Origin of the sequence: Streptomyces sp. NBC_00986, from assembly GCF_045162565.1 — a bacterium.
Lineage (GTDB): Bacteria > Actinomycetota > Actinomycetes > Streptomycetales > Streptomycetaceae > Streptomyces.
This window is the reverse complement of sequence record NZ_CP108733.1, coordinates 1,059,866-1,076,803: the sequence shown is the minus strand read 5'-3', so window position 1 is coordinate 1,076,803 and position 16,938 is coordinate 1,059,866. Positions and strand designations below refer to the sequence as shown.

Here is a 16,938-nt window from a genome sequence, read left to right as displayed (position 1 = left end):
AAGTTGCCCTGTGCCCCAGTCCGTACTCGCTGCCACGTCCCTGGGCCCCGTCCTCGGGACGTGGCAGCACACCACCGCCCGCTTCCTCGGCATCCCCTACGCCGAGGCTCCCGTCGGCGACCTCCGCTTCGCCGCCCCCGTCCCGGCCAAGCCGTGGACCGCACCCCTCGACGCCACCCGGTACGGGCCCACCGCGCAACGCCGCCCCTTCATCCTCGACGGCCCCACCACCATTCCCGAGCCGTCGATTCCGGGCGACGGGGTACTGAACCTCAACGTCTTCACCCCGGACCCGACCCCGGGCGCCGGCCTGCCGGTCCTCGTCTGGATCCACGGCGGGGGCTATGTCGCCGGGTCCGCCGCCAGTCCCTGGTACGACGGTTCCGCCTTCGCCCGCGACGGCATCGTCCTCGTGTCCATCGGCTACCGGCTCGGCATCGAGGGCTTCCTCCACCTCGACGACGCCCCCGACAACCGCGCCGTGCTCGACTGGATCGCCGCGCTGACCTGGGTACGCGACAACATCGACGCGTTCGGCGGCGACCCCGGAAAGGTCACCATCGCCGGTCAGTCGGCGGGCGGCGGCGCGGCCCAGACCCTGATGGCGACGCCCTCCGCACACGGCCTGTTCCGCGCCGTGATCTCCCAGTCCGGCGCGGTCAAGTCGCCCCAACATCGGCGCGACGCCCTGGCCGATTCGGCGCGCCTGACCGAACGCACCGGCGTCCCCGCCCTCGCCTCCGCCCTCCGCGACCTCACCGACGACGAACTCCTCGCCCTCCAGGACGCCTTGGCCACACCCGAGGCAGGCCTGACGCTGGCGCCTTTCGCGGACGGGGAGTTGATCCCGGTCCCGGTGCCGGACGCTTTCGCGAACGGCAGCGCGGCGCCTGTCCCGCTCCTGCTCGGTTTCACGCAGCGCGAGTTCTACCCCCCGCCGGGGACCACGCCAACACCCGCACCCGTGGGGACCGTTGACGCCGTACTGGCCGGTCACGGCCTGGGGCCCGACGCCGTGACCATGTACACAGCCCTCCAGGACAGGGCGGACCCGGTACTACGCATGGGCCAGGCCTTGACCGACGCCATCTTCCGCGGCCCGTCCCTCGCTCTCGCCGAGTCCCACGCCCACCACGAACTCCCCACCTGGCTCTACCACTTCACCTGGGGCAGCGCCGCCCACTGCATCGAGATCCCCTTCGCCTTCGACCTCCTGGACGCGGAGCGCGTCACGGCCGCGACGGGCCCGCATCCGCCTCAGTCCCTGGCGGACGCGATGCATGGTGCCTGGGTCGCGTTCGTCCGCGATCTGGACCCGGGCCCTCAATGGCCTCGCTACACCAACAAGCGTCGTACGACGATGACTTGGGACGCGGTCCCCGAGGCCCTTGATGACCCGCTGAGCGCCGAGCGTCGTATCTGGACCACGTGATGAATCGGCTGGACGTCCTGTGGCGGCGTGTCCTTCTGCCGACCTGACCAGCGGGACGCCGGCGCGGGCACCCTGAGAACTGGGTGGCGGAACGGCCGCCCGGTCGTGACACGATCGGCCTCCTGCCAGGTGAACGGAGGCCGAGGACACGACCGGGGAAGAGGCAAAGGCGCGGCTCGGGCGACTCGCCAGGGCTCGCGCCTTCGGCCGCCACGTGGGATCCGACCAGCTCATTCAGGCGGGCCTGGACGCACTCCTCGCGGATGTGGACAGCCCGTCCCTCCCCCTCCTGGCCGGTCTCGCGCGGAAAGACGAACCCGAAGCACCCGAGCTCTTCGACCAAGTCCTCGACGAACTGGGGCTCTCCTTCGCACCACCGGCAGACCCTACGGCCGCGCAATGGGCCCACGCCTACTGGCTGGCCGAGGAGATCACCCAAGGCAGCCTCGATCCCGCCACCGGCGCCGATCTGATCTGGACCGAGGTCGCCGAGGCACTCGACTACCCGGCCGCACTCCAGCCGATCGTCCACTGCGCGATCTCGCTCGCCGACCAGGACGACAACCGGACCGCCCCCTTCGAGGCTCTCCGACTCGACGCACTCCAGGCCGCGAGGGACCTGCTGGGCCACCGCCCCCCACCGTGAGCGGCTAGCTCGTGTTTATGCTGCGCCGAGGAAAGGCGACGGGAGGCGTGTATGCACAAGCCCGGCATTCAGGTGCTGGTCAGGGCGACGGCGGCGGTGTCGGTGATGATCGCCGCGGCGGCATGCGGCGGTCACCAGGGCTCGGCGACGACGGCCCCTTCCGTGAGCGCCTCCCCGGATTCCTCCGTGTACACCGCCGAGTTGGAGAAGAGCGACCTCCCCTGGAGCGGCAGCCCCAGCCCGTACAACGCCGTGGCGAAACTCGACGACGGCCGCCGCGTAGCCCTGCACTACCTGCGCGGCAAGGGCCTCGTCGAGCAGCACTACAGCCCCCGGGCGAAAGCCTGGACCGCACCGAAGATCATCTACCGCACCAAGACCGACGCATGCCAGGGCATTCACCTGAACACCAAGAACGGAACCGTCGCCGTGATCGCCGACTTCGGTTCCTACTGCTACGACGGTGAACCGCCGACCGAGTCCATCGCCGCCGTCGGCACCGGCGGCCTGACCGAGTGGAGCGTCAACGTCACCAAGGACTTTGACGGTTGGGAGCGGGCCACCGTCTCCAGCGACGGGCAGCAGGTTGTCTTCGGGAGGGACACCAGGCTCCGTTGGAGCCGGGCCGACGGGTTCGAACGTCAGTAACTCGAACCCCGTCAGCACGGCGACGCCACTTCTGTCCCCAACTACGCCCCCAGAGAAAGGGCTTGCCGCTGCCACCGCGAGGCTGCCACGATCGCTGCCTTCCTCACCCCGAGCAACGGGTGGCGGCCATCTAGGAGGTCCGGTGTCCAAGCGGTGGCTGTTCCTGTCGGCGGCCGCGGTACTCATCGTCGTCTCCCTGGCGTTGGTGCTGCTGCCCGGCGACAAGAACGGCGAGGAGGTGAAGACCGCAGCGGGAAGCGCCGCGACCGAGCCCGCCGCGACCAGCTCCAGTCCGGTCAACTCGCCGTCCGCGAGCGGCACTTCAACCCCTTCCACGCGGGCGACCGTCGCACCGAAGAAGCCGTCGGCGACCCCGTCCGTCCGCGCCACCACCAAGCCGACCGCCACATCGGCCACGAAAACCCGCCAACAGGCCTCCGGCACCGCCGCGTTGGCCGGACGGATCCGCCCCGGCGTCACCTACACAGGAGTCGCCACCTTCTATGACGCGGACGGCGGCGGCGCCTGTATGTACGACCCGAGCGGCGACGTCATGACCGGCGCGATGAACACCACGGACTACGAGTCGTCCAAGGCGTGCGGGGCGTACGTGCTGGTGCACGCGGCCAACGGCGCGACCGTCACGGTCCGCATCACCAACGAATGCCCGGGGGACTGTGCCCCCGGCCAGATCGACCTCAGCGCACAGGCCTTCGCGAAACTCGCCGCCCCTTCGGCCGGCCGGATCCCGATCACCTGGAACCTGGCGAGCCCCAGCACCTCCGACACGATCTCGATCCGCTACAAGACCGGATCCACCCGCTACTGGTGCGGCATCCAGGCGATCGGCCACCGAAATCCCTTGGCCCGCCTCGAAGTTGGCACGAGCAGCGGCTGGCGTCAGTTGCAGCGCACCGACTACAACTACTTCCTGTCGGAGGACGGCAGCGGCTGCGGCGGCGCGCTCAGGCTCACGGACATCTACGGCGAACAACTCACCGTCCCCGCACTGGCGGTGCGAGCGAACGTCACGCAGTCCACGCGACTCCAGTTCGCCAAGCACTAGTCGGTCACCAGTCGTTCGGGTGAGGCGCGGGCCCGCGGCCCGTCGCGTGCCGGCGGAACGGCCACTGGTGGACGGAGCGCAGCGGGAGGTCGTCCGGCGGGGCGGGCAGGGACGGCGGCGCGCCGTTGAAGTGGGCGATGACGACGACCCTGTCCTGGCCGCCCAGGTAGATGCCCGCGTCGAGGGAGGCGGGGTCGGCGAGGACGCCGGGCAGTACGGTCCGTTCGACGTTCTCGAAGTTCTTCCGGCACCACACCGGGGAGACCCCCAGCGACTACCGTGCGCGGGCCCTGGGCCGAGGCCAGGTGCAGTTGTGAGAGTGCCGGTCACCGCTGCCTCGCAGGAGAGACCCCGGTCGGAGTCGCACCGCCCTCTCAAAGGGCGGGCGCGGGAGTGCTGTCGCTCTCGCGGGCCATCGCCCGCCGCAACCTCGCCTCGTCCGAACTCCCGGGCGCCGCGGTCAAGATGACGATCTTCAGGTCGGAGTCGCCGTCCGTCAGGACATCGCAGTCCACGTCCACGGGCCCGACCTCGGGATGCTCGACCGTCTTGCGGTCCTCGCGGTGTGCGCCCACCGTGCCGCTCGCCCACAACCGCGCGAACGTCCCGTTGCCCGCGGTGAGTTGACGGATCAGCTCCGCCAGCCGGACGTCGTGCGGGAAGCGGCCGGTGGCGCGGCGCAGGTCGGACACGATCGCGAGGTCCGAGGCAGCACCGTTCCGCACCAGCACCGGCCACGAGGCGATGCGTGCGCCACGAATGCCGTCGCCGGAACCGATCGGAAACCGCTCACGCGCGAAGTTGCGTTCCTCGGGTGGCTTGTCGGAGGGGTCGCCGAGCAGCGTCGCCCACCCCGGGTTCCACCAGATCAGCTGCCAGTCGGCGGCGAACACGGCGACGGCGACATCTCCGAGCCGGTTCAGCACCCGGTGCACGCCGGACGGCAGGTGATCGGGGATCGGCTCGTCGTTCGGCGGGACCAACCCGGCCATGCGGTAGAGGTGTTCCCGTTCTACGGCGGTCAGTTGGAGGGCACGCGCGAGCGAGGCGACGACCTGAGCCGAAGGCGCCGTGGACCGCCCCTGTTCCAGGCGCACGACGTAGTCCACCGACACCCCGGCGCGCTCGGCGAGTTCCTCACGGCGCAGACCGGCCGCCCGCCGGGACCGACCGGACGGCAGCCCCACGGCCGACGGGGACAACCGCTCCCGCCAGGCGCGGATCGTCGCCCCCAGCCCTGCTCCTGATCCCGGTCCCAGCCCCTCGTTCGTCGCCATGTCCTCCATTCTCCTCCGACTCCCGATCCTGGTAACGCCGGTCCTACGGTCGAGGCGTCCCTGGCAGCGCACCCGCGCCCTGGGCACGATCGACGCATGACCACCACGTTCATCACCGGAGCCAACAAGGGCCTCGGCCACGAGACCGCCCGCCGCCTCCTCGCCCTCGGCCACACCGTGATCGTCGGAGCCCGCGACGAAGGGCGGGGTGCGGAGGCCGGCGCCGAACTGGGCGCTCGGTTCGTCCGCATCGACGTCACCGACGACGCCTCCGTCACCGCGGCGGCTGCCGACGTCGCCGCACACGAAGGCGTCCTCGACGTTCTGATCAACAACGCCGGTGTACACGGCCCGCACGGCGACCCCGCCGAACTGACCGGTGCGGACGCGTTCGGCGTCTTCGACGTCAACGTCTTCGGGGCGGTGCGGACGATCACCGCGTTCCTCCCGCTGCTGCGCCGCTCACCCGACCCGGTCATCATCAACGTCAGCAGTGGCATGGGCTCGCTCGCCATCACCCACGACCCGTCACGGATCGAGTCCTCCGTCGTCGCGCCGCTCTACACCGCGTCCAAGGCGGCCCTCACCATGCTGACCACCCAATACGCCAAGGCGCTCAAGGGAGTTCGCGTCAACGCCGCCGATCCCGGCTACACGGCGACCGACCTCAACGGCCACAGCGGCCCCCAGACCGTCACCGAGGGAACCGACGCGATCGTCCACCTTGCGACGGAAGAACCCGGCGCGGGCTCGGGCCGTTTCATCGACCGCGACGGCCCGCTCGCCCTGTCCTGAACCCTGATCACCTTGTCCTGAACCCCACTCCTGCAACACGGCCGACACAGCTTGGTTTCCGTAGGTGCTACCGGCGGTAACAACTGTGGTGTCGCGGCACGTTCCACGTGTCGGACACATCTCCCGCACCTCCCGTACCTGACCCGGAAGGCACCCCATGGAGAATTCGGCCCCCACAACGATCAGCAGACGAAGAGCCCTGACGGTGGCCGGCGGTGTCGCCGCCGGCGCCGCCCTCGCGGCGCACGCGGTACCGGCGTTCGCGGCCGACACCTCGTCCGCCGACGCCATCGTCGTCGGACACGGCCTCGCCGGGCTCGTCGCCACCGCCGAACTGGTCGCCGCAGGAAAGAAAGTGCTGCTCCTGGACCAGGAACCCGAGTCCAACCTTGGCGGCCAGGCGTTCTGGTCCTTCGGCGGACTGTTCCTGATCGACTCCGACGAGCAGCGGCTCATGGGCATCAAGGACTCCCAGGAGCTGGCCTGGCAGGACTGGTTGGGCACGGCCGGCTTCGACCGCGGCATCGACGACCCGGCCGGCCAGGACTACTGGGCCCGCAAGTGGGCCGAGGCGTATGTGGACTTCGCGGCCAACGAGAAGCGGTCCTGGCTCTACGGCCTCGGCATCCGCTGGTTCCCGATCGTCGGCTGGGCCGAGCGCGGCGGCGGCCTCGCCGACGGACATGGCAACTCGGTGCCCCGCTTCCACGTCACGTGGGGTACCGGACCGGCGGTGGTCGAGCCGTTCGAGAAGCAGGTGCGGGCCGGGGTCGCCAGCGGCAAGGTGACCTTCAAGTTCCGGTACCGCGTCGACGAGATCGTCCGCACCAACGGCGCCGTGACCGGCGTGCGCGGCGCGATCCTCGAACCCAGCACCGCCCAACGTGGCAAGGCCACCTCCCGCACCGTGGTGGGCGACTTCGAACTCAAGGCCCCTGTGGTGATCGTGACGTCGGGCGGTATAGGCGCCAACCACGATCTCGTACGCCAGAACTGGCCTGCCCGATTGGGCAATCCGCCCAAGACCATGATCACCGGTGTGCCCGCGTACGTGGACGGCCGGATGCTCGGCATCACCGCGTCGGCGGGCGGCCGAATCGTCAACCCGGACCGGATGTGGCACTACACGGAGGGCCTCAGGAACTACGACCCGATCTGGCCCAACCACGGCATCCGCATCCTCCCTGGCCCGTCCTCGATGTGGTTTGACGCCACCGGCAAGCGGTTCTCCGCCCCCGACATGCCGGGCTACGACACGCTCCACACCCTGGGCTCGATCACCGCCAGCGGCTACGACTACTCGTGGTTCGTCACCACGAGCAAGATCATCGCGAAGGAGTTCGCGCTCTCCGGCTCGGAGCAGAACCCGGACCTCACCAACAAGGACATCCTGATGCTTCTCTCGCGCATCTGGCAGACGCCGGAGCCGATCGAGAAGTTCAGGAAGAACGGCGTCGACTTCATCACCGCCACCACGCTCTCCGAACTGGTCCTCGGAATGAACAAGTTGACCGGCGACGGCCTGATCAAACTGGCCGACCTCCAGCGGCAGATCGAGGCCCGTGACCGGGAGATCGACAACCCGTACTCGAAGGACGCCCAGGTGATGGGCATCCGCAACGCCCTCTCCTACACCGGGGATTCGCTCAGCCGCACGGCCGCGATCCACAAGATCCTCGACCCGAGCGCCGGACCCCTGATCGCCGTGCGCCTCAACATCCTCACCCGCAAGACCCTCGGCGGCCTCCAGACCGACCTCTCGGGCCGTGTCCTGGACGCCTCCGGCACCCCGATTCCCGGTCTGTACGCGGCCGGTGAGGTCTCCGGCTTCGGCGGCGGGGGAGTCCACGGCTACCGCTCGATGGAGGGCACCTTCCTCGGCGGCTGCCTGTTCTCCGGCCGCCAGGCGGGCCGCGCGGCGGCTGCCGCGATCTGAGTGTTACGGCCGCTCGCAGTCCCCTCGGCAACCCGGTCGACTCGGACCGGGTTGCCGAGGGGAGCGGGACTATCCCAGGACGAGCGGCAACTTGTCGTGCAGCGAGCCCAGTTGAGCTCTCTCCTCGTCGGTCGGAGCGCGCCGTCCGGTGCCGACGAGCAGAGCGGCCGTATCGGAGAACGACGACGGGAACGCGGACCGGGCGATCCTCTCCAGCAACTGCCGCGCCCCGGCGAGCACTTCGGCCGACGGTCCCGCCGCGTCCGGGAGATGGGCGACCAGGTCGAGGTGGTGCAGGGCCCACTCCAGGACGTACGCGGAGAGGTAGTCGCCCGCGGTGAGCACCTCGTCCTGGGTGCTCACCCGGAGGCCGCGATCGGCGAGCCGGGCGGCGCGGCCCGCGGCCGAACCGACGTCGTCCAGATGGAACTTGAGCAGCCAGGGCTCCTTGTACGCGGCGGCCAGCCGCACGATCAGAGCGTCGAGCGGGTCGTCGCCGGTAGGCGGTGTCGAGGAGACGGTCCAGTAGGTCACCGCGTTGCGGGTCGGTTCCGTGTCGGCGGGAGTCACGAGGGTGATCAGGACGTCCTGGGCGTCGATCACCAGATGACAGACCAGGTCCCGCACCAGCCACCCGGCACAGCCCGACGGCCGCGCGAAGTCCTCGTCCGGGAGGTCCGCCACCGCCGAGAGCAGCGCCGTCAAGGAACGTGAGAAGAGATCCACGTCGGCAAGCTAGTGCGAGGCCAACGCGGGCTGCAAACAACGGTGTTCTCACGTGGACCGTGTCACGGGATCCGGCGGTGGATGTCCGCCAGCAGGTTCCGCATGGCCATGCGGAAGAGCTCGGCCTGGTGCTCACCGAGGAAGGACGTGTGCCCGAACACCTCCAGGGCGACGAGGCCGTGCAGGTGTCCCCACGCGTTCATCAAGAGGGCGGTCGCGGGGGCGGGCAGATGCCCGTGGCCGTAGTGCGGCAGCTGTTCCAGGTAGGCGCGGAGTGCGGGGGAGAGCACGGGTAGGTCGACCGAGGCGAGTTGCTCCGCGCTGAATCCGTCGAACAACTCGCGCTCGAAGATCTCGCTCATCCGGCGCGTCGCCTGGGTGGTCGGGCCGTCGGCGGGTGCCGCGTAGCCCCGGAGCGGTGTTCCGTAGAGGAGTTGGAAGCTCTCGGGATGGGCGATCGCCCAGCGGCGGTAGCCCTCGGCCGCGATCACCAGGCGGGGCAGATCCGGATCGTCCGACGGGGCGTCTACGGCCGCCTGCACGGCGTCGGCCAGATCCTCGTACCCCTTGGTGACGAGCGCCGTGACGAGGGCGTCCCGGCTCGGGAAGTAGTGGTAGAGCGCCTGCACGGTCATGCCGAGACTGCGGGCGACCGCCCGCAACGACAGGGCGGCGGGCCCGTGTTCGGTGAGGTGGCGCTCGGCCGCGTCCACGATCTCCTGGGTGGCGGCGGCCCTTCGCCGTTCGCGCAGCGAGGGCGGTGCGGTGGTGTGTTCGTCGACGGCCATGCGGCGACCGTACGACGCCAACTCCTCTCGTGCGCGCCGATGTTGCGAAGTGTGAGGAAAATCTAACACTGCCAAATCTTCTTGCTCCTCACTAACGTCGTGCACGGCGACGAAGAGTGCCCCGTTGATCAACTCCGGCTGTTTCGCGCCCTTTTCACCGTATGGGCATTAAACGTATGGATTTCTAAGGAGAACAGGCGTGTTTGAACGCATAGCCGAACTGGTCATCCGGCGCTCCCGGTTGGTGCTCGTCGTCGCGGTCGTGGCTGTGGCTCTCATGGGCGTCCTGGGCGCCGGCGCCTTCGCCGAGCTGCAGGGCGGCGGCTACGACGACCCGGCCTCCCAGTCCTCCCGGGCCGCGCAGGCCATCGACCGGAAGTTCGGCGGGGAGACGAACCTGGTCCTGCTGGTCGGCGCCTCCGAGGGGCGTGTCGACGCTCCGGCCGCCGAGCGGAGCGGCAGAGCCCTGGTGGCCGAACTCAAGAAGGACCAGCACCTTGAGAACGTCATCTCGTACTGGGACACGGGCAGTTCGGACCTCCGCTCCAAGGACGGCCGTGATGCCATGGTGCTCGCCCATGTGAAGGGCGACGACACCGAGCGGGACGAGAACACGAAGAGCGCCATCGACACCTACACCGGGACGTATGAGAAGACACTCACCGTCCGGGCGGGCGGAGGCGCCGCCGTGACCAGCGGGATGGGCACCCAGTCGGGCGAGGATCTCGTCCTCGCCGAGTCCATCGCCGTGCCGCTCACCCTCGTACTGCTCCTGCTGGTCTTCGGCAGCATGGTCGCGGCCCTGCTGCCGCTGGCGATCGGCGCCATCGCCATCGCGGGCACGTTCGCCGAGCTGTACGTCCTCGGCAGCGTCACCGACGTCTCCGTCTTCGCGATCAACCTGACCACCGCGCTGGGCCTCGGCCTCGGCATCGACTACGCCCTGCTGATGGTCAGCCGGTTCCGCGAGCAGCTCGCGTCAGGGGCGAGCGTGGACGACGCCGTCCGGCGCACGGTGAGCACGGCGGGCCGTACGGTCGCGTTCTCCGCCGCGACCGTGGCGGCCGCGCTCGCCGCACTCCTGGTGTTCCCGCAGTACTTCCTGCGCTCGTTCGGCTACGCCGGTGTCGGGGTCGTCGTCATCGCGGCGGTCAGCACCCTGTTCGTCATGCCGGCGCTGTTCGTCGTCCTGGGCCACCGGGTCAACGGCGGGCGGCTGCCCTGGGCGAACCGCCCGCGTTCCGCCACCCGGGCGCCCCTGTGGGGACGGCTGGCCGCCACCGTGATGCGGCGGCCCGCGCTCACCGCGCTGCCCGTCCTCGCGGTCCTGCTGGTCGCGGCGAGCCCGCTCCTCGGCATCACCTTCGGCACCCCGGACGAACGCGTCCTGCCCGAGAACGCCACGAGCCGCCAGGTCTCCTCGGTCCTGCGCGAGAAGTTCAACGGCAACGACGACTCCGCCCTCCACATCGTCATCGACAACCCCCTGAGCAAGGCCCCGCTGGAGTCGTACGCGACCGAACTGTCCGGGCTCGAGAGCGTCGTCCGCGTCGAGACCAGCACGGGAACCTACGCCGAGGGACACCCCGCGGCGACCGGCCCCGGCAACACCGCCCTCGGCCGCCCCGACGCACAGCAGCTCAACGTCGTGAGCACCTTGACACCGAGGTCCGACGCGGCGCAGAGCCTGGTCCGGGACGTGCGGGCGGTCACGCCGCCCGCCGGAACACACCCTCTGGTAGGCGGAGTCGACGCCGTACTGGTCGACTCCAAGCACTCCGTCGGCAGCCGGCTTCCGCTCGCCGTGGCCCTGGTCGCCCTCACCACCTTTCTCCTGCTCTTCCTCTTCACCGGCAGCGTCGTCCAGCCGCTGCGCGCACTGCTCCTCAACATGGTCAGCCTGGGCGCGACCCTCGGCGTCATGACCTGGATCTTCCAGGACGGCCACCTCTCCTCCGTGCTCGGCTTCACGGCACAGCCCATGGACGTCGCCATGACCGTGCTGATGTTCTGCATCGCCTTCGGCCTCTCGATGGACTACGAGGTCTTCGTCACCAGCCGGATCAAGGAACTCCACGACCTGGGCGAGGACAACGAGTCCGCCGTGACCAACGGCCTCGGCCACACGGGACGCATCGTCACCGCGGCCGCCTGCCTCCTCGCGGTGAGCTTCTTCGCCTTCGGGACGGCCAAGCTCAGCTTCATGCAACTCTTCGGCCTGGGCAGCGGGTTGGCCATCCTCATCGACGCCGTCGCCGTACGCGGCATCCTCGTCCCCGCCGCGATGCGCGTACTCGGCCGCTCGGCCTGGTACGCGCCCGGCTTCCTGCGCGGGTTCCACGACCGGTTCGGTCTGAGCGAGGGCGGTTCCGCGCCCGCGCCGGAGCTCATCACCGAGCCGTCGTACGGGAAGGACTCGACGCAGGTCTGATCACGCGAGACCACCGGTAGCCAACGAGATGCATTAGCTCTAATATGATTAGAGCTAATGCATCTCGTTGGAAGGACCCCTCCCGTGGACCTGCGGCAGCTCTTCGACGACCTCGTGCGCTTCGAGACCGACCTGTGGAACGGGATCGATGCCCGGCTTCGACAGGAGTGCGACGTGACCCTGGGCGGTCTGAACGTGATGCTCGTCGTCGAGCGCGAGGGTTCCTGCCGGGTGAACGACATAGCCGCGGCCCTCTCGATCACGGTCGGCGGTGCGAGTCAGGCCGTCGACCGGCTGGAGAAGCTCGGCCACTGCACCCGGCGCCCCCACCCCGCCGACCGCCGCTCCTCGATCGTCGAACTGACGGCGGCCGGAGGGGAGTTGGTGGCGGAGGCGGGTCCCGTGTTCGACCGTGAACTCGCGACACGGCTGGCCGGCCCGCTCCCCGACACGGCGCTCGGTCACCTGGCCGATGCGCTCGCCGTACTCCGCGCCTCCACTCCACCCAGCCCAACACCCCTGACAAAGGAGACCTGATGAGCACCACCCAAGCGCGAGCAGTGCGCTTCGACGAGTACGGCGACCGTGACGTCCTCCACGTCACCGAGGTACCGGTGCCCCGACCCGCCGCAGGGGAAGTCCTCGTGGAGGTCAGGGCAGCCGGCATCAACCCCGGTGAGGCGGCCATCCGCTCAGGCGCGATGCACGAGCGCTTCCCCGCGACCTTCCCCTCCGGTCAGGGCAGCGACCTCGCCGGTGTCGTCACCGAACTCGGTGAGGGCGTAACCGACTTCGGTGTCGGCGATGAAGTCCTCGGCTTCTCCTGGCAGCGCTCCAGCCAGGCCACGCACGTCGTCGTGCCGGTGTCGCAGCTCATCCGCAAGCCGGAGGCCCTGAGTTGGGAGGTGGCCGGATCCCTCTATGTCGTCGGCTGCACCGCGTGGGCCGCCGTCGAAGCGGTGGCCCCCAAGCCCGGCGAGACCGTCGCCGTCTCGGCCGCGGCCGGCGGTGTGGGTACCGTCGTCGTCCAACTCCTCGCCGTACGCGGCGCGCACGTCCTCGGCATCGCCTCGCCCGCCAACGCCGACTGGCTCACCGCCCACGGCGCGACCCCGGTGCCGTACGGCGACCGGCTCGCCGACGCGCTCACCGCGGCGGCGCCCGATGGGATCGACGCGTTCATCGACCTCTTCGGCCCCGAGTACGTCCAACTCGCTGTAGAACTAGGCATTTCCAGGGACCGGATCGAGACGATCATCTCCTTCCAGAAGGCCCAGGAACTCGGCACCAAGAGCGCGGGCAGCGCCGACGCCTCCACCCGCGAGGTCCTCACCGAGATGGCCGACCTCGTCGCCTCCGGCCGTATCGAGATCCCGATCGCCGCGACCTACCCGCTCGACGGCGTCCGCGACGCGTTCGCCGAACTCGAGAAGCGTCACACGCGCGGAAAGATCGTGCTCATTCCCTGAGGCGACCTGACGTCGCCTGGTGCCGCGGAGTACTGCGGAAACATCCCGGTCGAACTCGTCGTGGAAGAAGGACCGGCTGGATCCACAGCACCCGTCAACCGCCGATTGACCGGGCCCTTTAGGGTCCGAGGGGCGTGGGGCCCTGCACGGACCAGCCGTGCAGGGCCCCGGCCCGCGGCGGCATCATGCCGTTGAGACGGTGCGGGCCGCCGCGCTGTACAACACCGTCGACATCGAGGGCTCAGCGGCGCAGCCCCAGCGCGTCGCGCCCCGCGTACCGCGCCTGGTCGCCCAAGTCCTCCTCGATACGGGTGAGTTGGTTGTACTTGGCGGTGCGGTCGGAGCGGGACAGTGAACCGGTCTTGATCTGGCCGCAGCCGGTGGCGACGGCGAGATCGGCGATGGTGGTGTCCTCGGTCTCGCCGGAGCGGTGGGACATGACGACGGTGTAGCCCGCGCGGTGGGCCGTCGAGACGGTGGCCAGGGTCTCCGTGAGGGTGCCGATCTGATTGACCTTCACCAGGATCGAGTTGGCGATCCCGTCCCGGATCCCGGCGCTCAACAGCGTCTCGTTGGTGCAGAAGACGTCGTCGCCGGTCAGCTGGCAGCGCCCGCCGAGCCTGGCGGTGAGCGCCTGCCAGCCGTCGTGGTCGTCCTCGGCCATCGGGTCCTCGATCGACGCGATCGGGTAGCGGTCGACCAACTCGGCCAGGTAGTCGGCGTGTTGGGCGGGAGTGCGGCGGACGCCCTCGCCCCTGTAGTCGTAGACGCCGTCGTGGAAGAACTCGGACGTGGCCGGGTCCATGACGAGGGTGATGTCGGTGCCGGGCTTGTACCCGGTCTTCTCGATGGCGTGGACGACGAAGTCGAGGGCCTCGTCGGCGGTGCGCAGATCGGGGGCGAAGCCGCCCTCGTCGCCGACGTTCACGCTGTGGCCGGCGGCGATCAGGTCGCGGCGCAGGCTGTGGAAGACCTCGGAGCCCATCCGCACGGCCTCGGCGAAGGTGGCCGCGCCGATCGGCGCGATCATGAACTCCTGGAAGTCGAGCGGATTGTCGGCGTGCGCGCCGCCGTTGACGATGTTCATCATCGGCACCGGCAGCAGGCGGGCGTCGACACCGCCGATGTAGCGGTACAGCGGCAGCCGGTGGGCGGCCGCGGCCGCCTTGGCGGTGGCCAGGGAGACGCCGAGCAGGGCGTTGGCGCCGAGCCGCGACTTGCTGTCCGTACCGTCCAGTTCGATCATGGTCCGGTCCACGGCGGCCTGGTTCTCGGCGTCGAGTCCGATCACGGCGTCCGCGATGCTCTCGTTGACGGCGTCGACGGCGCGCCGAACTCCCTTGCCGTGGAAGCGGGTCGGGTCGCCGTCGCGGAGTTCGACCGCCTCCCGGGCGCCGGTGGAGGCGCCCGAGGGTACGGCGGCCCGGCCGAGCGAGCCGTCCTTGAGTTCCACATCCACCTCGACGGTCGGATTGCCCCGGCTGTCGATGATCTCCCGTGCGACGACCCGGCTGATGGCGGTCACGGTGCAACTCCTCACGCAGGGCCCGCGTCTCTGGCATCGGCGGGCGGTAAGTTCCACTGAGAAACAAAGTGAGTCCTGAAAGAGAACCTACTATGGGCGGATGAGGATGCACAACGCCGACGAGACCTGCGGCATCGCCCGGGCCGCCGTGGTTCTGGGGGACTGGTGGAACGTTCTGATCCTGCGGGAGATCGCCCGCGGCCATGTCCGCTTCGACGCGCTGGCCGCCGAGATCGGCCTGTCCCGCAACGTCCTCACCGAGCGGCTCGGCCGGCTCGTCGCGGGCGGGGTGCTGCACCGGAGCCTCTATCAGCGGCGCCCGGTGCGCTACGAGTACGTGCTCACCGATGCCGGCGTCGCACTGCTCCCGCTCCTCGTCGCCATGCAGGACTGGGGCGACCGATGGGTGCTCGGCGACGGAAGCCTCACCGCCACGGCCGACGCCGACAGCGCCGAGCACGTCCGCGTGCACGCCCTGGCCGGCACCCGCGTGCCCGAAGACCTCCAACTCCCGGGCACGCAGGGCATCGACCTGCCCGTGATCTCGCCGGACGCCGCCGCGACCGTGCTGTTCACCTACCCCGGCACGGGGGTCGACTGGGACGAGGAGATCCCCGGAGTGGCCGGCTGCACCCTGGAGAACCGCCTCTTCCGCGACGCCTGGCCCGACTTCCGCCGGGCGGGCGTGGACGTGCGCGGCATCAGCACCCAACTTCCGCACGAGCAGGCGAAGTTCGCCCGAGCCGAGAAGATCCCGTACCCGCTCCTCTCCGACGCCCACCACCAACTGGGCGCGGCCCTACGACTCCCTGCCTTCCGAGGCGCCGGCCGCCTCCGCCACAAACGCCTGATCCTGATCGTCGACGCCGAACGGACCGTACGGCACGTGCTGTTCCCGGTTGACGACATCCCCTACGCCGTCACGCGGAGCCTGCGGCTGGCTGAGGACTGCGCACGTGCGGTTTGACGCGGTGTGTGCGTGAGGGGTGGCTGTCGGGGCTGTCGTCACGGGATGGGTCACTCGGGGTGCGCTACGCGAACCCGCCGTTGCTCATGAGGAGTTGGCCGTTGATCCACTGGCCCTCCGGTGAGCAGAGGAAGTCGACGAGGTGGGCGGTGTCCTGCGGGGTGCCGAGACGGCTGAGTGGCGTCTGCCGGAGTACGTGCGCTCGACCCTCGTCGGTCATCCAACCGGTGTCCACCGGACCGGGATTGATGACGTTTGCGGTGATGCCGAGGTGGGCGAGTTCGTGCGCGGCGGCCAGGGTGATGCGGTCCAGGGCGCCCTTGCTGGCGCCGTAGGGGAGGTTGTTCACGGTGTGGTCGCTGGTGAGCGCGATGATCCGGCCGCTGCCCGGGGCCGCGGCGAACCGTCGGCCGTACTCGCGGATCAGCAGCCAGGTCGCGCGGGCGTTGACGGCGAAGTGCCGGTCGAAGCTCTCGACGGTGGTGTCGAGCAGGCCGGAGTCGACGGACTCGCAGTGACACATCACCAGGGCCGTGACACCGCCCAGTTCGCGTTCGACCTCGTCGAAGACACGGGCCGGGGCGTCCGGATCGGCGAGGTCCGCCTCAACTTCCCTGGTGACGGCGCCGTGTTGGGTGAGGGTGTCGGTGATGGCGGAGGTCGCGCCGGCCTCCGCGCCCCAGGCCATGCGTTCGTCGTAGGGAGCCCAGTAGGTGAAGGCGATGTCCCAACCGGAGGCCGCGAGTTGACGTGCGATACCCGCGCCGATGCCGATGGTTCGCCCTACTCCCGTGATCAGGGCGAGCGGGCGGGGAGATGGGTGGGCGGGTTCCGTCGTCATGGTCGGAGATCGTTCATGACCGGGGTTGGATCGGCAACGGCTTTGTTTCTCCTGCAACTTGGGGGTGTCCAGGTCCTGATGAAGGAGCAATGCTCAGGACCTGTGGATCGGCTCGGGGAGGACGCAGCTTCCCGGTGATTGATCGATAGGTCACCGAGCAAGACCGGTCAAGGAGATCACCGATGACGAGGCCGAGCTGCCGGCCTTCTACGACTTCCCCGCCGGGCACTGGATCCATCTGCGGACGACCAACCCCATCGAGTCCACGTTCACCACCGTCCGCCTGCGCACCAAGGTCACTCGCGGGGCTGGCTCCCGCGCCGCCGCCCTGGCGATCGTCTTCAAGCTCGTCGAGTCCGCCCCGCCACTGTCGCGGCATAGGGTCTGGTGC

The 16,938-nt window shown here is 69.7% G+C and carries 16 protein-coding genes and 1 pseudogene; 11 read left to right on the top strand and 6 right to left on the bottom strand.

Annotated features, from left to right (window positions below):
* Nucleotides 1–10: 10 nt before the first annotated feature.
* From OG504_RS04760 to OG504_RS04745, 4 genes are all read left to right on the top strand, one after another.
* Nucleotides 11–1,432: a carboxylesterase/lipase family protein gene (locus OG504_RS04760; protein ID WP_405988547.1), complete on the top strand. Its 1,422-nt coding sequence runs from the start codon at nucleotides 11–13 to the stop codon at nucleotides 1,430–1,432.
* A 214-nt stretch (nucleotides 1,433–1,646) separates the two neighbouring features.
* On the top strand, nucleotides 1,647–2,078 hold the full coding sequence (locus tag OG504_RS04755; protein ID WP_405988546.1) for a hypothetical protein: 432 nt from the start codon (nucleotides 1,647–1,649) through the stop codon (nucleotides 2,076–2,078).
* Between the two features lie 51 nt (nucleotides 2,079–2,129).
* Complete coding sequence (locus OG504_RS04750; RefSeq protein WP_405988545.1) at nucleotides 2,130–2,726, top strand: hypothetical protein; 597 nt, start codon at nucleotides 2,130–2,132, stop codon at nucleotides 2,724–2,726.
* A 142-nt stretch (nucleotides 2,727–2,868) separates the two neighbouring features.
* A complete protein-coding gene (locus OG504_RS04745) occupies nucleotides 2,869–3,792 on the top strand; it encodes an expansin EXLX1 family cellulose-binding protein (protein ID WP_405988544.1) in 924 nt (307 codons plus the stop codon).
* Nucleotides 3,793–3,796: 4 nt separating this feature from the next.
* Here the strand turns inward: OG504_RS04745 and OG504_RS04740 are convergent, their stop codons facing one another.
* Together OG504_RS04740 and OG504_RS04735 are read right to left on the bottom strand one after the other, a co-directional pair.
* Nucleotides 3,797–4,048: a hypothetical protein gene (locus tag OG504_RS04740; protein WP_405988543.1), complete on the bottom strand. Its 252-nt coding sequence runs from the start codon at nucleotides 4,046–4,048 to the stop codon at nucleotides 3,797–3,799.
* A gap of 118 nt (nucleotides 4,049–4,166) precedes the next feature.
* A complete protein-coding gene (locus OG504_RS04735) occupies nucleotides 4,167–5,078 on the bottom strand; it encodes a helix-turn-helix transcriptional regulator (RefSeq protein ID WP_405988542.1) in 912 nt (303 codons plus the stop codon).
* A gap of 87 nt (nucleotides 5,079–5,165) precedes the next feature.
* On the opposite strand from OG504_RS04735, the gene OG504_RS04730 reads away from it, so the two are divergent.
* Together OG504_RS04730 and OG504_RS04725 are read left to right on the top strand one after the other, a co-directional pair.
* Entirely contained in the window at nucleotides 5,166–5,864 is a 699-nt protein-coding gene (locus OG504_RS04730; RefSeq protein WP_405988541.1) for an SDR family NAD(P)-dependent oxidoreductase, read from the top strand.
* Nucleotides 5,865–6,021: 157 nt separating this feature from the next.
* Entirely contained in the window at nucleotides 6,022–7,800 is a 1,779-nt protein-coding gene (locus tag OG504_RS04725) for an FAD-binding dehydrogenase (protein ID WP_405988540.1), read from the top strand.
* A 69-nt stretch (nucleotides 7,801–7,869) separates the two neighbouring features.
* Here the strand turns inward: OG504_RS04725 and OG504_RS04720 are convergent, their stop codons facing one another.
* Together OG504_RS04720 and OG504_RS04715 are read right to left on the bottom strand one after the other, a co-directional pair.
* Entirely contained in the window at nucleotides 7,870–8,526 is a 657-nt protein-coding gene (locus tag OG504_RS04720) for a maleylpyruvate isomerase N-terminal domain-containing protein (RefSeq protein WP_405988539.1), read from the bottom strand.
* A 62-nt stretch (nucleotides 8,527–8,588) separates the two neighbouring features.
* Nucleotides 8,589–9,314, bottom strand: coding sequence for a TetR/AcrR family transcriptional regulator (locus OG504_RS04715; RefSeq protein ID WP_405988538.1), 726 nt, complete (start codon nucleotides 9,312–9,314; stop codon nucleotides 8,589–8,591).
* 199 nt (nucleotides 9,315–9,513) lie between these two features.
* Here OG504_RS04715 and OG504_RS04710 point away from each other — a divergent pair, with 199 nt between their 5' ends.
* The 3 genes from OG504_RS04710 to OG504_RS04700 all read left to right on the top strand — a co-directional run bounded on the left by OG504_RS04710 (nucleotide 9,514) and on the right by OG504_RS04700 (nucleotide 13,214).
* On the top strand, nucleotides 9,514–11,745 hold the full coding sequence (locus OG504_RS04710) for an MMPL family transporter (RefSeq protein ID WP_405988537.1): 2,232 nt from the start codon (nucleotides 9,514–9,516) through the stop codon (nucleotides 11,743–11,745).
* Nucleotides 11,746–11,829: 84 nt separating this feature from the next.
* Nucleotides 11,830–12,282, top strand: coding sequence for a MarR family winged helix-turn-helix transcriptional regulator (locus OG504_RS04705; RefSeq protein WP_405988536.1), 453 nt, complete (start codon nucleotides 11,830–11,832; stop codon nucleotides 12,280–12,282).
* Nucleotides 12,282–13,214, top strand: a complete 933-nt coding sequence (locus OG504_RS04700) for an NADP-dependent oxidoreductase (protein ID WP_405988535.1) — start codon at nucleotides 12,282–12,284, stop codon at nucleotides 13,212–13,214. The genes OG504_RS04705 and OG504_RS04700 overlap by 1 nt, the downstream gene beginning before the upstream one ends.
* Nucleotides 13,215–13,455: 241 nt before the next feature.
* On the opposite strand, the gene eno is transcribed toward OG504_RS04700, so the two are convergent.
* A complete protein-coding gene (eno, locus tag OG504_RS04695; RefSeq protein ID WP_405988534.1) occupies nucleotides 13,456–14,739 on the bottom strand; it encodes a phosphopyruvate hydratase in 1,284 nt (427 codons plus the stop codon).
* Nucleotides 14,740–14,839: 100 nt separating this feature from the next.
* Between eno and OG504_RS04690 the strand changes: the two genes are divergently transcribed.
* Nucleotides 14,840–15,706: a winged helix-turn-helix transcriptional regulator gene (locus tag OG504_RS04690; protein WP_405988533.1), complete on the top strand. Its 867-nt coding sequence runs from the start codon at nucleotides 14,840–14,842 to the stop codon at nucleotides 15,704–15,706.
* Nucleotides 15,707–15,770: 64 nt separating this feature from the next.
* Here OG504_RS04690 and OG504_RS04685 read toward each other — a convergent pair whose 3' ends face one another.
* A complete protein-coding gene (locus tag OG504_RS04685; protein WP_405988532.1) occupies nucleotides 15,771–16,547 on the bottom strand; it encodes an SDR family oxidoreductase in 777 nt (258 codons plus the stop codon).
* Nucleotides 16,548–16,731: 184 nt separating this feature from the next.
* Between OG504_RS04685 and OG504_RS04680 the strand changes: the two are divergent.
* A pseudogene (locus tag OG504_RS04680) lies at nucleotides 16,732–16,908 on the top strand (transposase); the annotation flags it as partial.
* Nucleotides 16,909–16,938 lie beyond the last annotated feature (30 nt).